Annotated in this window: 20 protein-coding genes and 1 pseudogene; 8 read left to right on the top strand and 13 right to left on the bottom strand. The window is 71.6% G+C overall.

Annotated features, from left to right (window positions below; all coding sequences use genetic code 11):
- The first annotated feature begins 21 nt into the window (after positions 1-21).
- Complete coding sequence (locus ACRDTB_RS24255; protein WP_431433824.1) at positions 22-750, top strand: TetR/AcrR family transcriptional regulator; 729 nt, start codon at positions 22-24, stop codon at positions 748-750.
- A gap of 158 nt (positions 751-908) precedes the next feature.
- On the opposite strand, the gene ACRDTB_RS24250 is transcribed toward ACRDTB_RS24255, so the two are convergent.
- The gene (locus ACRDTB_RS24250; RefSeq protein ID WP_431433822.1) at positions 909-1,133 is read right to left on the bottom strand and encodes a DUF3107 domain-containing protein; all 225 of its coding nucleotides are present in this window, start codon (positions 1,131-1,133) and stop codon (positions 909-911) included.
- A 41-nt stretch (positions 1,134-1,174) separates the two neighbouring features.
- On the bottom strand, positions 1,175-1,846 hold the full coding sequence (locus tag ACRDTB_RS24245) for a ferritin-like fold-containing protein (RefSeq protein WP_431433820.1): 672 nt from the start codon (positions 1,844-1,846) through the stop codon (positions 1,175-1,177).
- Between the two features lie 185 nt (positions 1,847-2,031).
- Between ACRDTB_RS24245 and ACRDTB_RS24240 the strand changes: the two genes are divergently transcribed.
- From ACRDTB_RS24240 to ACRDTB_RS24225, 4 genes are all read left to right on the top strand, one after another.
- Complete coding sequence (locus ACRDTB_RS24240; RefSeq protein ID WP_431433818.1) at positions 2,032-3,714, top strand: DEAD/DEAH box helicase; 1,683 nt, start codon at positions 2,032-2,034, stop codon at positions 3,712-3,714.
- Between the two features lie 6 nt (positions 3,715-3,720).
- Positions 3,721-5,112, top strand: coding sequence for an Rv3212 family protein (locus tag ACRDTB_RS24235; RefSeq protein ID WP_431433816.1), 1,392 nt, complete (start codon positions 3,721-3,723; stop codon positions 5,110-5,112).
- Between the two features lie 69 nt (positions 5,113-5,181).
- Positions 5,182-6,069, top strand: coding sequence for an alpha/beta fold hydrolase (locus ACRDTB_RS24230; protein WP_431433815.1), 888 nt, complete (start codon positions 5,182-5,184; stop codon positions 6,067-6,069).
- A gap of 330 nt (positions 6,070-6,399) precedes the next feature.
- On the top strand, positions 6,400-7,479 hold the full coding sequence (locus ACRDTB_RS24225) for a M23 family metallopeptidase (protein WP_431433813.1): 1,080 nt from the start codon (positions 6,400-6,402) through the stop codon (positions 7,477-7,479).
- A 6-nt stretch (positions 7,480-7,485) separates the two neighbouring features.
- Here the strand turns inward: ACRDTB_RS24225 and ACRDTB_RS24220 are convergent, their stop codons facing one another.
- From ACRDTB_RS24220 to ACRDTB_RS24195, 6 genes are read right to left on the bottom strand one after another with little or no spacing between them, the layout of a single operon-like run.
- Entirely contained in the window at positions 7,486-7,827 is a 342-nt protein-coding gene (locus tag ACRDTB_RS24220; RefSeq protein WP_431433811.1) for a hypothetical protein, read from the bottom strand.
- Between the two features lie 24 nt (positions 7,828-7,851).
- Entirely contained in the window at positions 7,852-8,676 is an 825-nt protein-coding gene (locus ACRDTB_RS24215; RefSeq protein ID WP_431433850.1) for a RecB family exonuclease, read from the bottom strand.
- A 51-nt stretch (positions 8,677-8,727) separates the two neighbouring features.
- On the bottom strand, positions 8,728-9,345 hold the full coding sequence (locus ACRDTB_RS24210) for a MarC family protein (RefSeq protein WP_431433809.1): 618 nt from the start codon (positions 9,343-9,345) through the stop codon (positions 8,728-8,730).
- Positions 9,342-10,205 (bottom strand): PHP domain-containing protein, encoded by an 864-nt coding sequence (locus ACRDTB_RS24205; RefSeq protein ID WP_431433807.1) that lies wholly within the window; start codon positions 10,203-10,205, stop codon positions 9,342-9,344. The genes ACRDTB_RS24210 and ACRDTB_RS24205 overlap by 4 nt, the downstream gene beginning before the upstream one ends.
- 26 nt (positions 10,206-10,231) lie before the next feature.
- A complete protein-coding gene (locus ACRDTB_RS24200) occupies positions 10,232-10,792 on the bottom strand; it encodes a PH domain-containing protein (RefSeq protein WP_431433805.1) in 561 nt (186 codons plus the stop codon).
- 18 nt (positions 10,793-10,810) lie between these two features.
- On the bottom strand, positions 10,811-10,975 hold the full coding sequence (locus ACRDTB_RS24195) for a hypothetical protein (RefSeq protein ID WP_331973883.1): 165 nt from the start codon (positions 10,973-10,975) through the stop codon (positions 10,811-10,813).
- Positions 10,976-11,153: 178 nt separating this feature from the next.
- On the opposite strand from ACRDTB_RS24195, the gene ACRDTB_RS24190 reads away from it, so the two are divergent.
- The gene (locus tag ACRDTB_RS24190; protein WP_431433848.1) at positions 11,154-11,561 is read left to right on the top strand and encodes an NUDIX hydrolase; all 408 of its coding nucleotides are present in this window, start codon (positions 11,154-11,156) and stop codon (positions 11,559-11,561) included.
- A gap of 42 nt (positions 11,562-11,603) precedes the next feature.
- Here ACRDTB_RS24190 and ACRDTB_RS24185 read toward each other — a convergent pair whose 3' ends face one another.
- Positions 11,604-12,719 (bottom strand): DUF2332 domain-containing protein, encoded by a 1,116-nt coding sequence (locus ACRDTB_RS24185; protein ID WP_431433803.1) that lies wholly within the window; start codon positions 12,717-12,719, stop codon positions 11,604-11,606.
- 5 nt (positions 12,720-12,724) lie between these two features.
- Positions 12,725-13,231: a MaoC family dehydratase gene (locus ACRDTB_RS24180; RefSeq protein WP_431433802.1), complete on the bottom strand. Its 507-nt coding sequence runs from the start codon at positions 13,229-13,231 to the stop codon at positions 12,725-12,727.
- 296 nt (positions 13,232-13,527) lie between these two features.
- On the opposite strand from ACRDTB_RS24180, the gene ACRDTB_RS24175 reads away from it, so the two are divergent.
- On the top strand, positions 13,528-14,616 hold the full coding sequence (locus tag ACRDTB_RS24175; RefSeq protein WP_431433800.1) for a magnesium and cobalt transport protein CorA: 1,089 nt from the start codon (positions 13,528-13,530) through the stop codon (positions 14,614-14,616).
- 207 nt (positions 14,617-14,823) lie between these two features.
- Here the strand turns inward: ACRDTB_RS24175 and ACRDTB_RS24170 are convergent, their stop codons facing one another.
- From ACRDTB_RS24170 to eccB, 3 genes are all read right to left on the bottom strand, one after another.
- Positions 14,824-16,086 (bottom strand): WXG100 family type VII secretion target, encoded by a 1,263-nt coding sequence (locus tag ACRDTB_RS24170; protein ID WP_431433798.1) that lies wholly within the window; start codon positions 16,084-16,086, stop codon positions 14,824-14,826.
- Positions 16,087-16,095: 9 nt separating this feature from the next.
- A complete protein-coding gene (locus tag ACRDTB_RS24165) occupies positions 16,096-16,404 on the bottom strand; it encodes a hypothetical protein (protein ID WP_431433796.1) in 309 nt (102 codons plus the stop codon).
- Between the two features lie 85 nt (positions 16,405-16,489).
- Positions 16,490-18,154, bottom strand: a complete 1,665-nt coding sequence (eccB, locus tag ACRDTB_RS24160; RefSeq protein WP_431433794.1) for a type VII secretion protein EccB — start codon at positions 18,152-18,154, stop codon at positions 16,490-16,492.
- Positions 18,155-18,568: 414 nt separating this feature from the next.
- Between eccB and ACRDTB_RS24155 the strand changes: the two are divergent.
- A pseudogene (locus ACRDTB_RS24155) lies at positions 18,569-19,212 on the top strand (type VII secretion protein EccE); the annotation flags it as partial.

The raw sequence follows: 19,212 nt of genomic DNA, 5'->3' as shown, positions 1-19,212 counted from the left end.
GACAGGAGTAGCGTTCGCAGGATGTCCGGCCCAACAGACACCGACGGCAGCGGAACCGCCGACACCGGCGACGCCAGGCGCGACCGGTGGCGCTCGCACCGGGCGGCGCGGCGGGCGGAGTTCGTCGAAGCCGCCATGCGTGCGCTCGCCGAGCACGGCCCCGACGTCGGCATGGACCACATCGCCGCCGAGGCCGGTGTCACCAAACCCGTGCTGTACCGGCACTTCACGGACAAGGCCGACCTGTTCGTCGCGCTCGGGCAGCGCGGTACCGAGATCCTCTTCGACCGGCTCATCCCCGCGATGAACAACGAGGAGGCGCCGGTCCCCCGCATCCGCAAGAGCCTCGACGCGTTCTTCTCGACCGTCGAGGAGCATCCGAACCTCTACCGCGTGCTGGTCCGCCGCTCGTTCGCCAAGGCCACCGTCGAGCAGGACATCGTCGCCGAGGACAAGGAGTTCATCGCCAGCGCGCTGGCCGCCCTGCTCGGCGACTACCTGCGCGCGCTGGACATGGACTCCGGCGGCGCCGAGCCCTGGGCGCACGGGATCGTCGGCATGGTGCAGAACGTCAGCGAGTGGTGGCTCGAGCGCCGCACCATGACCCGGGACGCGGTCGTCGAGTACCTCACGCAGATCATCTGGTCCGCGATCGACGGCTTCACCCGCGCGCACGGCATAGTGCTCGACCCGAACAAGGCGCTCGCGGTCAACAAGGTAGTAAAACTACGCGCCGACGACGCCAGCTAACAACCGACCAAGGCGTGTCACGGATCGTTGTGCGGAAGTCCGAGCCTGCCCAACGGAACCTCAGGGGACCGTGACGGCACCCAGCCACAATCAACCGCGAATCCGCACCATCCGCGCGGAACGCAACCAACACTTTGAATTCCGGAGAGGCGGGACAGTCACGTCGCGAAGCCGACTCGGCGGCTGTCGGCGGTGCCGATCTCCACGTACGCGACCCGCGCCGACGGCACGACATACCGACGCCCCTTGTCGTCGACCAGGGTGAGCGTGCCGGCGGAGTCCTTCAGCGCGTCCGTGACGAGCGACTCGATCTCGTCCGGCGACTGGCTGCTGTTGAGCATCAGCTCCCGCGCGGTGTCCGCGACTCCGACCTTGACCTCCACGCTGACCTCCGCCTCGCTTACCGAACCCTGACCCGGCCAGGCTAGCCCAGTCCCAGCGCGGTCATCCGCCTGCCATGTGCCTGCTGCAACCGCCGGAACAGCGCGGCGATTCCCGCCAGGTCGCCGGTCCCGCTCACGATCAGCTCCGCGAGCCCGTCCCGCTCGGCGACCACGTACTGCGCCTGGGTCAGCGCCTCGCCCAGCAGCCGCCGCCCCCACAGCGTGAGCCGGTCGCGCACGGCCCGGTCCTGCTCGATCGCCGCGCGGACCTCCCGCTCGGCGAACGCGGAGTGCCCGGTGTCGGCGAGCACCTCGTGCACCAGCCGGCCGGTCTCGTCGTCGACCCAGTTGGCGATCTCGCGGTACAGGTCGGCCGCGAGCCCGTCGCCGACGTAGGCCTTGATCAGCGACTCGAGCCAGGAGCGCGGCGCGGTCGACGCGTGCCAGGTGTCGAAGTGCCCGATGAACGGCCGCATGGCGTCCTGCACGTCCACGCCGTGGTCGGCGAGGAAGCGCTCGATCAGCGCGTAGTGGCCGATCTCCGCGGCCGCCATGGACGACAGCGCGGCACGCCCGGGCAGCGTCGGAGCCGAGCGCGCGTCCTCGGAGAGCCGGTCGAAAGCGGACAACTCGCCGTAGGCCAGCACGCCCAGCAGGTCGACGATCCCCGGGTCAAGCGCCTCGCCAGCACCAGCCTCGCCTGCACCGCTCATGAGCCCAGAGACTATCCGCACCCCGGCGCGGGTAGACTGGCCAGGACGCGAGCTTGGCTAAGCCGCGTGCAGAGGGTGTGCGCGCCTCGCCGGCCCTCCCGCACCACGAGGTGTGGTCGAGCGGCCCGTCCAGGGCGGAGCGCGCTGGACCAAAGGGAGAGAAGCTCATCAAGAACACATCCGAGGTGGACCCGGTAGAGCTGGAACACAGCGAAGCCGGCGTCCCCGAAACAGACACGTCTCATCCGCTCCAGGCCGGCGCGCCCGTGCGCGACGACTCCCCCACGTTCGCCGAGTTCGGCATCCGGGCGGAGATCGTCAAGGCCCTGTCCGAGGCGGGCATCGAGCGGACCTTCGCGATCCAGGAGCTGACGCTGCCGCTGGCACTCGCCGGCGAGGACGTCATCGGCCAGGCTCGCACCGGCACCGGCAAGACGCTGGGCTTCGGCGTGCCGCTCCTGCAGCGCATCACCAACCCCGGCGACGGCACCCCGCAGGTGCTCGTCGTCGTACCGACCCGCGAGCTGTGCCTGCAGGTCAGCCATGACATGGCCGACGCCGGCAAGCACCTCGGCGTGCGGGTGCTGTCGATCTACGGCGGACGCCCGTACGAGCCGCAGATCGAGGCCCTGCGCAAGGGCGTCGACGTCGTGGTCGGCACGCCGGGCCGGCTGCTCGACCTCGCCGAGCAGCGTCACCTGGTGCTCGGCAAGGTCGACGCGCTCGTGCTCGACGAGGCCGACCGCATGCTCGACCTGGGCTTCCTGCCCGACATCGAGCGGATCCTGCGCATGGTCCCCGAGGAGCGGCACACGATGCTGTTCTCGGCCACCATGCCCGGCCCGATCATCACGCTGGCCCGCACGTTCCTGCACCGCCCGACCCACATCCGGGCGGAGGAGACCGACGCCGGCGCGATCCACGAGCGCACCCGCCAGTTCGTCTACCGGGCACACGCGCTCGACAAGATCGAGGTCGTGGCCCGCGCGCTGCAGGCGGAGAACCGCGGTCTGACGATGATCTTCAGCCGTACCAAGCGGACCGCCCAGAAGGTCGCCGACGATCTCGACGAGCGCGGCTTCGCGGTCGCGGCCGTGCACGGCGACCTGGGCCAGGGCGCCCGCGAGCAGGCGCTGCGCGCGTTCCGCTCCGGCAAGGTCGACGTGCTGATCTCAACGGACGTGGCCGCCCGCGGCATCGACATCGAAGACGTCACGCACGTGATCAACTTCCAGTGCCCCGAGGACGACGGCACCTACGTGCACCGCATCGGCCGCACCGGCCGGGCCGGCCGCGAGGGCGTCGCGATCACGCTCGTCGACTGGGACGAGGAGCCGCGCTGGAAGCTGATCAGCGACACGCTCGGGCTGGGCATCCCGGAGCCCGTGGAGACCTACTCCACCTCCGAGCACCTGTTCGCCGACCTCGGCATCCCGGAGGGCTCGACCGGGCGGCTGCCGCTTGCCAAGCGGACCCGCGCCGGGCTCGCGGCCGAGCCGGAGGAGGACCTCGGCGGCCGGGGCCGGGGCCGGCGCGACACGAAGCGCCGGGGCGGCGGCGACAAGCGGGGCGGCGACCGCGCGCGGTCGAGCAGAGGCGGCGAGTCCGGCGAGTCCGGCGAGACCAGGCAGCGGCGGCGGCGCAGGCGCAGCCGCAACGGGGAGGGCCCGCAGGCCGAGCCCCCGGCCGAGAGCGCGAGCACGTCGCCGGCGAGCCGGTCCGACCGGCCCTCGCGCCAGCAGCGCCGGCGGCGGCGCAGCCGGGGTGGCGTCGACAGTGGCATCGACGGTCGCATCGACACCGCCCAGCGGACCGCCGGCGACACGGCCACGCCGAACGCGAGCGAAACCGCGCCTTCGGCAGACTGATCCCCCGTGACCCACCACATCGGGGACGAGGACGTGCTCGACGGGCGCGCCGACCCGGTGCGGGAGCCGGTCGAGCGCTCCCGCTTCACGCGCCGGCGCGACGTCGCCGCCGCCGCGCTCATCGCGGTCGTGGCGCTGGTCGTCGGGCTCCTCGTGTGGCGGTGGGGTGACATCCGCACGACGTCCTCGACGACCTACGGCGGCCCGGCTCCCTCGCCGGCGCAGCCGACCGCGTTCCCACCCTCGCTCGGCGAGGCCTGGCGGGCGACGAGCGGCGCCACGCCGGAGCCCGTCACCGTCGGGCCGGCCGTGGTGACCGGTGACGGCGGCGAGGTCGCCGGCCGCGACCCGGTCAGCGGCGAGGTCCGCTGGCGGTACTCGCGCGACCTGCCGCTGTGCACGCTGACCGCGGCGTGGTCGATGGCGGTGGCGGTGTACGAGAAGTCGGCCAACTTACTGCCGGCGGACGACCCGCGCGCGGACGGTGGCTGTAGCGAGACGACCGCGCTCGACCCGGCCACGGGCAAGCGCGGCAAGCAGCCCGGCCCGGGCGAGGAGCGCGACAAGCCGGACAGCGGCCAGCGCAACTCCGACGCCGAGCGCGGCACGCGGCTGCTCTACGACGGCACCTACGTGACCACCACCGGCGAGCGGCTGCTGACGACATGGCGCTCGGACCTCGTGCAGACCATGGAGTACGGCCAGGTGCCGGCCATGGTCAACCCGGACAAGCAGCCGCGTACCGGGTGCGGGTACCGCACGGTGACGGTGGTGCAGGCCCGGATCGGGGTCGTGGAGGACTGCCCGGACGACGAGGGCGACCGGCTCACGGTGTACCAGGCGACCGGCAACAACGACTCGGAGAAGCCCGAAGTCGTGGCGACGGTCGAGGTCGCGGAGGGCGCGCGCGTGGTCGCGATGACCGACCAGTGCCGGCTCGACCCCGCGGATCAGGAGGCCACGCAGCTGTGCACGGCGGTCGTGGAGCCCGACCCCGCGCGGCTGCTCGTGCTGAACGAGAAGGGCGAGCAGGTCGCCGCCCACCCGCTGTCACTGGGGTCGGGTGACCTCGCCGAGCAGCCGGCCGACCGCGTCGTGCCGACGACCCCTACGCCGGCCGCGATCTACTGGTTCACCGGCTCCCGCACGATCGCGCTGTCGACGGCGGACCTCAGTCCGCTGTGGACGGTGGACGACACGGTGGGGCCCGGCACGATGTTCGCCGGCCAGATGCTGGTCCCGGTCTCCGACGGGCTGCGGGTGCTCAAGCCGGCGACGGGCCGCCCGGTCGGCACGCTGCCGGTGGACCGCGGCGGCTACACCGGGCTGGTGACGATGTCCACGCTGGGTCCGATGGTGTACGAGCAGCGTGGCGACACGCTCGTCGCGATGCGCTGAAGGTGACGCATCGTCACAGTTCACCTGAACTCTACGACGCGTGGAGGGTCGTGAGGCACACTCGACTGCGTGAGCATTCCGCCGTCGCAGATCAGTCCGCATGGTGGTGCCCGGGTGGACCTGCCCGGCCGCTACGGTCCGATCGCCGCGCTGCACGCGCGAACGGCGAGCACGGGACACGCGCCGCCGACGGCGCTGCTGGTGCCCGGGTACACGGGGTCCAAGGAGGACTTCGCGCCGCTGCTGGACCCGATCGCCGAGGCGGGCCTGGACGCGATCGCGATCGACATGCCGGGCCAGTACGAGTCGGGCGGCCCGGACGACGAGGCCGCATACCTGCCGGCGGCGCTCGGGATGGTGATCGCCGAGCTGGTGGGCAAGCTCGCGGCCGAGGGCAACCAGGTGGTGTTGCTGGGGCATTCCTACGGCGGGCTCGTGGCGCGCGGTGCGGTGCTGGCGGGGGCGCCGGTGGCCGGCTTGACGCTGATGGCCTCCGGCCCGGGCGAGCTGCCGGACGGCCTGCGGCGGCAGGCGCTCGACCTTGGTGAGCCGGCGATGCGGGAGCACGGCATCGAGGCGGCGCAGCGGCTGCGCGAGCAGCTGGACGCGATGAACCCGCCGCGGCCGGGCAACTCGCCGAAGCTCGTGACGCTGCTGCGGGAGCGGTTCGTCCGCTCGCGGCCGGCGGCGCTGCTGGGCAAGGCGCGGGCGCTGCGCACGGAGCCGGACCTGGTCTCGTCGCTGGCCCGGACCCTGCACACGCGCGGCATCCCGTGCCTGGTGGCGTGCGGCGAGGGCGACGACGCGTGGTCGGTCCCCACGCAGCGAGACATGGCCGAACGCCTCGACGCCGACTTCGCCGTGATCCCCGGCGCCCGCCACTCGCCGAACACGGAGAACCCGGCGGAGCTCCTGGAGGCCCTGATCCCGACGTGGCGCTCCTGGCTGACCGCCTGACCTTCCACCCAGCGGAGAACAGCCGCGGCCTGGCCGGCGCCAAGCGCGGTGAACCGCGGGACGGTCGGCTCCGTAGTAGTTCGTGACGTTGGGTCGCGCAGCGTTCGCGCTTGCCCGAGGTCTTCACCCGGGCCGGAGACGCCATGTGCCGTATGGAACGTTAGGGGTTCGTGGTGTTGGCGTGTCGCGGCTGTGACCTAAATAGTGTGACGAGGGTCATGACGGGGTGGATTCCGCGTAGGGATCGGGCGCATAGTCGCGACGCCCCCGATCCTGGGCGCGTGAGTGTTCCCCCGCGCCGCGTGCCCCAAGGAATCCATGGAGTTGTGTATGCGCGCGCGTCATAGACGGACGCGAGTCACGTTCGCAATCGCGATCCTTCTCGCCGCATTCGCGGTGGTCGCGACCCCGAGCGGCCCGGCCGCCGCCGGCCAGCAGCCCTCGCTCGACGACCAGATCGCGGCGGCCGATGCCGAGCTCAAGGCCGCGCAGGTCAAGCTGGGCAAGACGTTCGGCGTGTTCACCGCCGCGGAGAAGCGGCACAAGCAGGCCGTCAGAGCGGTCAAGGCCGCCGGCAAAAGAGAGCAGCGTGCCCGCACCGACGCGCGCGCGGCCGCGAAGCTCGAGCAGGACACGAGAGGGCGGTTCGACCAGTTCACCGGTGCGAGCTACCGCGGGGGCAACACCGTCACCTCGGTGACCGCCCTGCTCACGTCGGACAGCCCGGACGACATGCTGCAACAGGCGTCGATGCTCAACGTGCTCGGCGGCGAGTACGTCGACGTGCTGGACACCATGAGCAAGGCCACCGCGCGGAAGGCGAAGGCCGAGCGCGACGCCCGGGCGGCGCTCGCCGACGCCGCGATCAACCGGGACAGGGCCGCCACGGCGAAGGCCGCCGCCAAGCGCGCCTACACCGCGGCGCTCGCCGCCCAGGACGCGGCCAAGGCCGAGGCGGGCCGGCTCGCCCAACGCAAGGCGTCGCTGCTCGCCCAGGCCACGACGGCCGGTTCGGTATCCGCCTCCGGGGACGTGGTGCGGCCCGCCGTCGGCACGCTCACCTCCGGGTTCGGCCCGCGGGGCGGCACCATCCACTACGGCCTCGACATCGCCAACTCCATCGGCACGCCCATCCTGTCGGCCATGGCCGGCCAGGTGATCGACGCGGGCCCGGCGAGCGGTTTCGGTCAGTGGGTGCGGGTCCAGCACAACGGCGGGGTGATCACCGTCTACGGCCACATCGCCACGTTCCAGGTGAGCGTCGGCCAGAGCGTCGGCGCGGGCGAGCAGATCGCGACGATGGGCAACGAGGGCCAGTCCACCGGTCCGCACCTGCACTTCGAGGTTCACCAGGACGGCACGCCCGTCGACCCGCAGCCGTGGCTGCGCAGCTTCGGCGTCAACGTCTGACGGCGGTCAGGACCACCACAGGAGCCACATGGTGACCACGGTGATCACCACGACGGTGGCCGCCGCCACGGTGGTGACCCAGCCGCCGTTCTTGTCCGCGATCCGCTGCACGAGCACCGCCAGGACCGCCGCGCCCAGGTGGCCGCCCACCATCGTCGCGCCGGGGCCGGGTACGTCGCGGACCCAGGCCAGGACCTGGAACACCAGCACGACGATCGCCAGCACGGACAGGCCCACCGCCAGCGCGCCGGCCAGCTCGCGACCGAAGCCCCCGCGGAAGCGCGCGGGGGGCGTCGGCCGGTCAGGGGCCAACGCCACCGCCGTCTCGCCGGAAGTCGACAGGGGCACCGTGGGCACGTTTTCTGACACGGCTCATCCCTTCACCTCGTCGACGCGAGCGAGCAACGCCCACGGCTCGGCCTGCGGGCCGGCGGCCTGCCCCTCGGGGCAGCTGCGCCGAAAGTCACACCAGGCGCAATGCCGACCCACTCGTGGCGGGAACAGCACGTCCGGATCGCCACCGGCGCCCAGGGTATCCGTCGCCAGGTTGAACTCCTCGGCCGCCTCCTCGGCCCGCGTCCGATGTCTGGTCAGGGACTCCTCGGTGTGCTCCCACGTCGCCACCGTCCCGCTCGGCAGGTGGTGCAGCTCCACCCGCCGGCACGGCCGCCGCAACGTGCGCCGCGCGGCCAGCGCGTACAGCGCGAGCGCCTGAGAAGACCGAGCGTCGTCCGTGGTCAGCGCAGCGCGGCCGGTCTTGTAGTCGACGATCACCAGCTGGCCCTCGCGCTCGTCGATGCGGTCGACCCGGCCCTCGGCGACGATGGTGCCGATCGGGGCGGACACCCAGCGCTCCAGGCCGATCGGGTCGTCCGCCACGTCGATGTCCGCGACGTAGTCCGACACCCACGTCGCCGCCAGGTCGCGGTAGGTCGCCGCCTGCATCGGGCCCGCGAAGCCCTCGTCGCTCCAGAGCTGGCCGACGAGCGCGGCCGCGGCGCCGGGCGTGCGGCGGCGCACCGGCAGCTCGAAGAACGCCCGCAGCGCGTTGTGCACGACCGCGCCGAGCGTGCTGTGCGCGAACGCTCCCCCGCGCGGCGGCGACGGCCGGTCGAGGTAGGCCATCCGGAACCGGCGCGGGCAGTCCATCCAGGTCGACAGCCGGGCCGGCGTGACCTTGATGAGCTTGCGCGGCATCGCGTCGAACCCGAGTTGCACGCCGTCAACCGTAGAGCAGCCCACCGACACTCACGCGGCCCCCACGAACCCCCGCACCGAGTCGGCGATCAGCTGGACCGCGATGGCCGCGAGCAGCAGACCCGCGATCTTGGCCAGCAGCGTGATGCCGCTGTCCTTGACCAGCCGGATCAGCGCGCCCGAGTACCGCAGGCACAGCCACAGCACCAGGTGCACGGCCACGATCGCGCACCCGAGCGCGACGTACGCACCGGTCTGCCCCTCGGCCTGCCGGACGAACACGATCGTCGCCGCGATCGCGCCCGGGCCGGCCAGCAGCGGCGTGCCGAGCGGCACCAGCGCCACGTTCACGTCCTCGACCGCCTGCGACTGCGCGGTCTCCCGCCCGGTCAGCAGGTCCAGCGCGATCAGCAGCAGGAGCAGCCCGCCCGCACCCTGCAGCGCCGGAATGCCGATGTGCAGGTAGCTCAGGATCGCCTCGCCGCCGAGCGCGAACAGGCTGATCACGCCCAGCGACACCAGTACCGCCTGGCGCGCGGCACGCAGCCGGGCGGGCCGGGTCCGGCGGCCGACGAGGCTCAGGAACACCGGCACCGTGCCCGGCGGGTCCATGATCACCACGAGCGTGATCGTGACCTCGGCGAACAGCCGGGCGTCGAAGAGGTTCACGACCTGGTGACGATCTCGACTCCGGTTGCCCGCTCGATGATCGCGTCCAGCATCTCCGGCGACGTGGTCTCCTCGCCCAGCCGGATGACCTTGTTGGTGCCGTGGTAGTCGCTCGCGCCCGTGGTGATCAGCCCGAGGTCGTCGGCCAGGTCGCGCAGCTGGGACCGCGCCTCCGCGTCGTGGTCGGGGTGGTCCACCTCGACGCCGTTCAGGCCGACGCCGGCCAGCTCCTTGATCACCTCGGCGGTGACCGTCGGCCCGCGGCGGTGGGCGAACGCGTGCGCGAGCACGGTCACGCCGCCGGCCCGGGCGATCATCTCGATCGACGCCTCCACCGGTGTCCGCGAGCTGGACACGTAGTACCGCCCGCGGTCGTTGAGGTAACGCGCGAACGCTTCGTCCACAGTGGACACCACGCCGGCCCGGACGAGCGCCATCGCGATGTGCGGCCGGCCCGCGGTCGAGTCCGGCGGCAGGCCCGCGAGCAGGTCGTCGGCGCTCACCGGCAGCCCGTCGGCGGCCATCCGCCCGGCGATCGTCGCGAGCCGGTTCCGCCGTTCGGCGCGCACCCGCGCCTGGTTGCCGACGACCGCCTCTGCCTCCGGGTCGAACAGGTAGGCCAGCAGGTGCACGTTGCAGTGGCCGCCGCGGCCGTCCGGGCTCAGGCAGGACAGCTCGGCGCCGCGCACGAGCCGCAGGCCGGCCGGCAGCGCGGCGAGCGCCTCGGCCCAGCCCGAGGTGGTGTCGTGGTCGGTGATCGCCACGGCGTCGAGGCCGGCCGCCGCCGCGTTGGCGACGAGCTCGGCGGGGGTGTCGGTGCCGTCCGACGCGGTCGAGTGGGTGTGCAGATCGATCGTCACGTCCCCATTGAACGTGAGGGCTCCGATCAGCCCACCACCGGCTTCCGTTTGGCCAGTCGCTGCGCCTTGATCATCGAGAAGCGCGCGGCCTGGTCTTCCTTGTTGCCGAAGACGAGCTTGGAGATGGCGTCGTAGACCTGCTCGGCCCGCGGCAGGTACTCCAGCCGGTTCAGCGCCTGGATCTGACCGGCGGACTCGACGATCATCGTTCCGTAGCCGAGGATGCGGCCCACGAACGGCCGCTCATAGGTGAGGTCGGTGACCTTGGTGATCGGCATCATCAGCACCTTCGTGGTGATGATGCCGGTGGTCATCATCATTCTCTTGTCCGTCACCACGATCCGCTCGACCCACCAGAGCATGACCTTGTAGGCGAAGCTCAGGACGACGAACAGCGCGGCGTACCAGAGGATGTTCTGCACCAGCCACATCGCGGGCGGCAGCAGGTAGGAGACCATCACGGCGACCGCCAGCAGCGCGACGGCCTCGAAGACGTCCCAGGCCAGGCACGCCCAGTGCAGGCGCACCCGAATGACCCGGCGCTCGGAGTCCAGCAGGTACTCGTCGGGATCGCGTGGCGCGAACATGCTTCGACGGTACTCGTATCAGGTCTGGAAAACCGAACGAACGAACGTGATCACCGCTTCGGCGGCGTCCTTGAGGGTGTTGAGGATCGACGTCACGAGCGCGGCGGACTGGACTGGTTGGGTCACCAGGAAGAACACAATCAATGCCGCGCCGGAAATTATCAGGACCTTCTTGACATTCACCGCGAGCTACTCCGTGTCCCACGCGTTCCGTGATCGTAGGTTGTTGAACGAAAACCCTGACACACTTGTACCGCACAGCGGGCACTTACGGGAGGGGAGTCCCGCTCTTGGGGCAGAGCGCCGGTGTGGTAACGCGAATTGGCTACGCTGTGTGTTCGTGACCGGCGCTCACGTTCCGATGATCAGGTGTGTCGGTGCGATCGTGCATGACGCAGCGGGGCGACTGCTGCTGATAAGGCGCGGCCACGCACCGGGCGCCGGCCTGTGGTCGCTTCCGGGCGGACGCGTCGAGCCGGGCGAGTCGGACGGCGACGCGGTGGCTCGCGAGCTGCTCGAGGAGACCGGTTTGGCGGTCCGGCCGGGTTCGCTCGTGGGGCGGGTGGAGCGCCCGGCGCCGTCGGGGGTGTACGAGATCTTCGACTACGCCGGGAGCGTCGTCGGCGGCGTGCTGGTGCCGGGCGACGACGCGAGCGGTGCGGCATGGGTGGGCCGGGCGGAGTTCGAGGAGCTGGCGGCGCGCGGCGAGCTGGTCGCGGAGTTGGCCGACACGCTGCGGGCCTGGGACGCGCTGCCGAAGGACCGGTGACCGTCCCTTGTGTACTCACGGCCGCGATGGCCTGTTTCCGGCTCAGGTGAGCCATTCCATGCGCTCGCCGTGCCAGGCGGTCCTGGCCAGGGCGGTCGCGTCCGACTTGCCGTCGGACCAGCGGACCAGGCCCAGGACGCCGAAGGTCTGCTCGCCCGTGCCGGGGCGCAGGTCGGCGCGGTCCGGGAGCAGCAGCTCCAGCGCGGCCCGGTAGCCCTCGTGGCTGACCCACCACAGTGGACGGTCAGCGGCCAGCGCGGCCAGCGCCGACAGGAACGCTCGGCGCCGGTCCTCATCCAAGAGCCACAGGACGTTGCTCGTCACCACCACCAGCGGCACCTCGGCCGGGACCCGCGCGGCCACCGTGGGCAGATCCGTCACCGCGTCGCCGGCCACCAGCTCCGGAGGTGACTTGCGCTGGGCGAGCGCCGCGGCGCCGAACAGCCGCAGCCGCTCCGGCTGGTCCGGCCAGATGCACGCCTCCAGCCACGCGTACTGCTCCTCGTCCGCCAGGTCGACGGGACGGTTGTCCAGCCCGATCTTCGCCGCCGTCGCCAGCCTCCTCGGGATCGACGGGAGCGTCGCGCCCGGGGCCAGCGCCAACGCGCAGTGCAGTCCGACCGGTGAGCGGGCCGGGCCGGCGGCGAGCTGCCCGGCCTGCTCGGTCTGGTAGCGGTACGCGAAGGTGTCGATGCCCAGCAGCAGCCCGGCGCTCGTGCCGACCTCGAGCAGGCCCACCGGCTTGCCGGCCTGCTTCGCGGCGATCGACACCGCGGGATAGAGCAGCGCGGCCCGGCGCACCTCGTTGGTCTGGGTGACCCGGGTGGCGATCAGCTCCCGGATCCGGTCCGCGTGCTCCAGGACGAACGTGCGGAACAGCGGCCACGTGCCGCCGTCCGGGCCGTAGCTGCCGCCGAGCGACGGGTAGTAGATGGTCAGCTCGTGGAAGGGCTCGGCCTGCAACACCCGCGCCACCGCGGCGAACAGCAGCGTGGCGTCCGCCGCCGTCGAGTCGGCGGCGGTGAGCAGGCCGGCGATCTCGTCGTCGTCCGCCGCGTACCCGGCAAGATGGCTGTACAGCGGGGAGATCGTCGCCGCGTGCTCGTCGGCGAACCACCGCAGCCGTCGTCGGATCTCCTCCAGCGTCGCGGCGGCCATGGCGCCTAGTCTGCCCGAGGCTCCGGACGGCCCGGCTGCTCGCCTCCCCTTGCCTCGCCGTAGGACCGCTTCGGCACCATCACCTTGCGGCGGAACACGCAGACCACCGTGCCGTCCTGCTTGTAGCCGCGGGTCTCCACGTACACCACGCCCCGGTCGTCCTTCGACCTCGACGGGGTCTTGTCGAGCACCTCGGTCTCGCCGTAGATCGTGTCCCCGTGGAACGTCGGCTTCACGTGCCGCAGCGACTCGATCTCCAGGTTCGCTATCGCCTTGCCGGAGACATCGGGCACGGACATGCCGAGGACGAGCGAGTACACGTAGTTGCCGACGACCACGTTCCGGCCGAAGTCGGTGGTGTTCTCGGCGTAGTTGGCGTCCAGGTGCAGCGGATGGTGGTTCATCGTGAGCAGGCAGAACAGGTGGTCGTCGTACTCCGTGACCGTCTTGCCCGGCCAGTGCTTGTAGACCGCGCCGACCTCGAACTCCTCGTAGTAGCGACCGAACCGCACCGCTTTGCCTCCGCTGCCTGCGCACTGGCCCGTGACCGTCCGAACTCAGTGCAGTCTGCCAGGTGGAGTACGGTTGACGACCGGTGTGTGAGTGACCCCGCACCCATCGACTCGAGGAGGTGAGACGCGTGAGCGAACCGCATGACCATGACGGCGCAACTGGTAGCAGTAGGACCCGCGTCCTCGCCGTGAGGGCTCGCCGCTAGCGGCGGGCCCGTGGTCCGGCCGGGACGCTTCGGCGCCGGATGACTCTCCGGCGCGTCGTGACTCGACGTTCCCTCGCTGGAGGACCACACATGCCTGCCATCCCCTCGCTGGGCGGCCTGAGAGGCCGGTCGAACCGCCGTCCGGTCGCCCGTGCCGGCTCGCGGCTGGCCCCGCAGGTCGCCGCGCACGTCATCGACTGCGCGGTCTACGTCGACGGCGAGCGCCTGCCCGGCAGGTGGTCGTACGTCGACGCGATGGCCGAGGTGCGCAGGCGGCGCGACGGCTTCGTGTGGATCGGCCTGTTCGAGCCGGACGAGGAGCAGATCCAGGGCGTCGCGGACACGTTCGGGCTGCACGAGCTGGCCGTCGAGGACGCGGTGACCGCGCACCAGCGGCCCAAGCTGGACCGGTACGAGGAGACCATGTTCATGGTCCTCAAGACGGTCCGCTACATCGAGCACGAGTCGCCGACGACCGCCAACGAGATCGTCGAGACCGGCGAGATCATGGCGTTCCTGGGCAAGGACTTCATCGTCACCGTCCGCCACGGCAGGCACTCCGGTCTTGGCGAGCTGCGCGAGGAGCTGGAGTCCGAACCGGACCGCCTGCGCATCGGCCCGGCAGCCGTGCTGCACGGCATCGCCGACCGGGTCGTCGACTCCTACCTCGCGGTCAGCGAGTCGTTCGAGAACGACATCGACGTGATCGAGACCAGCGTGTTCGCCCCGCGCAGCCCGATCGGCGCCGAGCAGATGTACCTGATGAAGCGGGAGATCCTCGAGCTGCGCCGGGCCGTGATGCCGCTGGCTGTCCCGCTGCGCCGCCTCGCCGAGGGCTACACGCCACTCGTCCCCGAGCAGGTCCGCTCGTACTTCCGCGACGTCGACGATCACCTGACGACCGTGTCGGAGCGCGTGGCGAACTTCGACGAGCTGCTGACCACGCTGGTCGACGCGACGCTCGCGAAGATCTCGCTGCAGCAGAACACGGACATGCGCAAGATCACCGCGTGGGCCGCGATCATCGCGGTGCCGACCATGGGGGTCGGCGTCTACGGGATGAACTTCGACCACATGCCCGAGCTGCACTGGCGGTTCGGCTACCCGATGGTGATGCTCGTGATCGTCGCCGTCTGCCTGATCCTGTACCGAATATTCCGCCGGAACCGATGGCTGTAGCTGGACGGCCCGAGCGGCCGCCCGGCGCCCATCTCAGGCAACCCCGCCCGACCTGCCCCGAGGGAGGTTCCTCCATGACCCGGCTCATCACCAACCCGCGCTTCTGGGTGCTGGCGTTCGTCATCACCTGGCTCGTCCTGATCACCGTGCTCATCGCACAGGAACCGACCCTGGCGTCCGACGCCGCCCGCTAGTGTCGCGGCCGGGTCAGTCGTCGCCGATCACCGGGGTCGACGCCTTCTCCGGCTTGCCGAAGATGTCCTGCGGGTCGCCGACGATCCGGGTGCGCGACTTGTGCTGGCCGCCGCCCCCCTGGCCCATGCCGCCCATCATCCCGGCCATCGGCATCATGCCGCCGCCCATCATGCGCGGGCGGTTCCCGTTCTCCGAGGACGACGACGCCGCGACCGCGGCCCCGGTCCCCCCCGACTTCGGGGTCGGCGCCTGCTCGGTCGCCACCGCGTAGCCGCCCTGGGCCATGCTCTGGCCGCTCAGAGCCGAACTCAGGCCACCACCACCGCCGCCGCCGAACCCGCCGGCACCCGCACCGAGGCCGGCCAGGTCGGACTTCGCCGCGTCGGTCCCCGGGCCCGCCGGGGACCTCGTCTCGGGGATCCTCGGCGACTCGAAGGACCAGTTCTCCTCGGGGAACGTGTGCGCCATCTTGATCGGCTCGAACGCCTCGGAGCCGTCGATGCCCTCGCACAGCTGCACGAACGCCTCGAGCACCTGGCGGACCGCCTCGAAGAGCTCCCTGATCGGCCGGCGCATCATGTCCAGGAACTGCCGCGTGCGCTCGTCGCCCTGCACCGGCAGGACCATCGCCTGGGACGACGCCTCCGCCGTCTCCGCCAGCACGCCGCCCAGCTGCTGGACGATCTCCCGGAGGCCCTCCGCGGTCACGTCCAGCACGTCGGCCAGCGCGAGCATCGCGTCGGACAGGTCCTGGCCCGCGAGGCCGACCCGCTGCATGTACTCGATGAACGACGTCGCCGCGGCGCCGTCCCAGGCCGCGTCCAGCTTGCCCAGCGGCGAGTTCAGCGCGTCGGTGATGATCGACGTCCCGGTGCCGACCTGCCGCCAGCGGGCGGCCTCCGCCTCCAGGTCGCTCCACCGGCCGACGACCGGGGTGAAGTACTCCTCGACCGGGTCGGGCACGCCGAGGTCGCGCGCCAGCCTCGACAGGTAGGCCAGCTGACTGGCGTACCGCTTCGCGATGTCCTGACCGTCCGGCCCCCTGGGAGCGGGCCGGTCCTGGTCGGCAGGCGGGGGGTCCGCAGGTTTGGGGTCCGGCTTCGGCGCTGGCTCGGGCTCCGGCTCGGGGGCCGGCTTCGGCTCCGGCTTGGGTTCCGGTGCGGATCCCTGCGCGGGCGGTGCCGGCTCGGGCGCCTCGTCGGGCGCCGGACCGGACAGCTGGCTGGTCACCTGGCCGACCGCCTGGTCGTCGACCTCCGGCTCGTCGATGTACATGGCGACCCCTCAGCTCTGCCGGTGGATGGTGGACGCGGTCGACTCGTCGGCGTCGACGTACCTGGCGGTGACCTGCTCGAGGCCGGTGGACGCGGAGCCCAGCGCCTCCACCGCCCGGCTCAGCTGGTCCCGCAGCGTCCCGGCGACCGAGCCGTAGGCCTCCGTGGCGTGCAGCGTGCGGCCGAGCCGGCCGAACGACTCGTCGCTCACCCAGGTGGTGGCCATGATCTCCACGCCCGCGCCCAGCTCGTCGGCGCTCTGCGCGGCGAGCTCGGCGTAACCGCTGACCCACTCGGCGTCGAACTTGATCCCGGACACGGGCACACCTCACTCGCGGACGGCAGGACGTCGGTGGCACGACGATAGGCGAGCGGGCCACGTTCACCTACCGCCATTAGTCGGGCTAACCGCCGCCCGACTGGCCGCTACTGCCCGCGTCGGCGTCCTGGGAATCCGTCGGATACACGCCGCCCCCGACGGGCACCGTGTCGTAGCTCTGCTCGACGTTGCGCGGGTCCAGCGACGCGCCGTCGGGCAGCAGCTTGAGGATCTCGCTGGGAGCCGGGTCCGGCGGCGGGTTGTCCAGGCCGAGGATCTGCGCGGTCGCCCTGTCCGGCACGCCGTACTTCACGCCGCGGTCGGACACCAGCGTGATCGGGCCGGTCGCGAAGTCGGCCGCCGACGTGGCCTGGCGGACCACCGCGCCCCGGCCCGGTGGCATGTAGAAGTGGTGGATCCGGACGCCCGTCGAGCCCGGCGTCGAGACGTCGACCCACTTCAACCCGCCCTCCGTGCTCGGGTCCTTCGGGACACCGGGGATGTCGTTGCCCACGTGCACCGAGGTGCGCTCCTCCTCGTTGTCGCCGGAGCCGGTCGTCTCCCAGCCGAGGCACGCGACGGGGTAGTTCTCCGGCTTCAGCACCTCGGTCTGCTGCTCGGGGAACGTCGAGTCGTCGATGGCGCGGTCTTCGCCATCGAGCACGGTGCTCCTGGTGACGTCCTGCGGCGACCGCTTCTCGATCTCACCACCGGTGAGGTCCTCCCGGAACCGGATCAGGTCGCCGGTCGTCTTCTTGATCTGCTGGATGCCGTTGCGCAGGACCACGTAGAACCTCTCGGCCTGGCCGGTGGGCTCCACGCTGAACACGGTCCCGATGTCCAGTCCCGGCGGCGTGCCGGACTCCGGCTGGTCGCCCAAACCGGGGATGTTCGGCGCGGCCAGCGGCTCCTTCTCCGGGATGGCGTTGAGCATGCCGGTGCTGATGTTGCGGAGGCTCTCGTCCTGGACTCGCAGAGCCGCCGTGATGCTCTCCTCCTCCATGTCGACCTTGGCGCGCACCGTGCTCGCGATGGGTTCGTTCGCGGTCGGCGGTGTCCGGTACACGAGGTACACGTCGTCGTTCTCCGCCCGCACGAGCAGCGACGCGTTCTCCGCCAGCTCCGGCCCGCGCTCCCGGACGCCCGCGATGACGCTGGTCTCGACGATGTCGTCGCGCGCCGGATCGGTCAGGTCATCGTCGAGCTGGTACTGGTCGCACACGGTCCAGCGCGACTCGGCGCGCTGGTCCGCGCTCGGCAGCAGGTCCGGCCCGTCGGCGATGCCGACCTTGCGGCCGCGCGGGATCTCGTCGCGCAGCTCGTTGTCGTCGACCACGGTGGGGGCGTAGACCTGCGTGTTGCCCGTGCCCGGCCCGCCGGAGCCGTTGAGCTCGTTCTCCTCCTCACCCAGCGTCCGCGCGTAGAGCAGCAGCCGGGCCGAGGCCAGGTTGAACACCGGGATGAGCTGCTTCTTCGGCTGGGTGACCAGCACGTAGACCTGGCCGGACGGCTTGCCGATGACGATGCCGTCCTCGCTCGGCACCTTCGGCTTGGGCGACAGGATTCCCCAGATGAGGAACCCCAGCAGACCCAGCGCGGCCAGGGCCACGCCGACGATCGTGGCGCGGCTGTGCGTGCGCATGGGGTCGTGCAGCATCACGGCGTCCTTGCGGACCAACGCTGACTGCATTCGGCGCAGGACGAAGCGATACGCCTGAACCTGGGACTTGGTTGTCGGTGTCGATGGCATTCTCGCCTCTACAACTCCCCGCTCGCGGTACCGTTCCGCAGGATAGACCCACGAGCCTCGGTTGCATGTTGGTTCTCCACAACCGGCACAATCGAGCGGCCGGGAGCACACCATGAGGAGACGATCGAGCGGATGTCCGTGAGCAACCCACCACGGCAGGGCCGGACGCCACCGCCGGGGCAGCCGCCCAGACCGCCGGGGCGTGGCGGTCCCGGTGGCAGCGGACCTCGCCAGGGCCCCATCGTGCCGGGTGGGCCCGGGGGTCCGGGCGGTCCCGGTGGGCCTGGTGGGCCTGGTGGGCCGGGCGGTCCCGGTGGTCCGGACGGCGGTGGCAGCGGGCCACGGCCGGCTCAGCCGCGTCAGCCGGTGTCCGCGCGCCGCCGCACGAGCGGGGCGAGCCTGGGCGCGCTGCCGGTGTCGAACGTGGTGGTGCTGGAGATCGCGTTCGCGATCGGCCTCGTGCTGCTCGCCATCGAGAACTCGATGGTCACCCTCTACGTGGCCGCCGCCATCACGCTCATCGGGCTGCTGGTCGCGGCCATCCGCTGGCGCGGCCGCTGGTTCACCCAGTGGATCAAGCTGACGCTCCAGTACGCCTTCCGCTCGCACACCCGGGTCAGCAGGCGCACCAAGCCGGTCAGCGTCGACAGCATCGCCGACGAAGAGGGCACGCCGGTCACCGGCCCGGACGACCCGCGGGTGAGCCTGCTGCGCCTCGCCGTGCCGGACCTCGTGGTGGCGCACGGCATGGATCACGAGCGGCACCCGCTCGGCCTCGCCTGGCACCAGAGCACCTGGACCGCGGTGCTGCTCGTCGACCCGGCGCCCGCGCTGGTCTCGCAGGTCGGCAGCTCGCCCAACCTGCCGCTCGGCGCGCTCGCGCCCTGCCTCGAGGACCGCGGCGTGGTGCTCGACGGCATCCAGGTGATCTGGCACTGCTACCCCGGCAGCGCCGCGCTGCCGGCGAACTCCCCCGCACTCGCCTCCTACATGGAGGTGCTCGGCCCGCTGCCGGCCGCCGCCCGGCGCACCACCTGGGTCGCGGTCCGGCTCGACCC

Origin of the sequence: Actinophytocola sp., assembly GCF_050699935.1 — a bacterium.
Lineage (GTDB): Bacteria > Actinomycetota > Actinomycetes > Mycobacteriales > Pseudonocardiaceae > Actinophytocola.
This window is presented reverse-complemented; position numbering and strand designations above follow the sequence as displayed.

Coding starts and splice junctions, on each gene's coding strand:
- ACRDTB_RS24175 (WP_431433800.1), top strand. CDS start 13,528: ATGCCTGCCATCCCCTCGCTGGGCGGCCTGAGAGGCCGGTCGAACCGC.
- eccB (WP_431433794.1), bottom strand. CDS start 18,154: ATGCCATCGACACCGACAACCAAGTCCCAGGTTCAGGCGTATCGCTTC.
- ACRDTB_RS24190 (WP_431433848.1), top strand. CDS start 11,154: ATGATCAGGTGTGTCGGTGCGATCGTGCATGACGCAGCGGGGCGACTG.
- ACRDTB_RS24225 (WP_431433813.1), top strand. CDS start 6,400: ATGCGCGCGCGTCATAGACGGACGCGAGTCACGTTCGCAATCGCGATC.
- ACRDTB_RS24185 (WP_431433803.1), bottom strand. CDS start 12,719: ATGGCCGCCGCGACGCTGGAGGAGATCCGACGACGGCTGCGGTGGTTC.
- ACRDTB_RS24215 (WP_431433850.1), bottom strand. CDS start 8,676: ATGCCGCGCAAGCTCATCAAGGTCACGCCGGCCCGGCTGTCGACCTGG.
- ACRDTB_RS24245 (WP_431433820.1), bottom strand. CDS start 1,846: ATGAGCGGTGCAGGCGAGGCTGGTGCTGGCGAGGCGCTTGACCCGGGG.
- ACRDTB_RS24170 (WP_431433798.1), bottom strand. CDS start 16,086: ATGTACATCGACGAGCCGGAGGTCGACGACCAGGCGGTCGGCCAGGTG.
- ACRDTB_RS24255 (WP_431433824.1), top strand. CDS start 22: ATGTCCGGCCCAACAGACACCGACGGCAGCGGAACCGCCGACACCGGC.
- ACRDTB_RS24200 (WP_431433805.1), bottom strand. CDS start 10,792: ATGTTCGCGCCACGCGATCCCGACGAGTACCTGCTGGACTCCGAGCGC.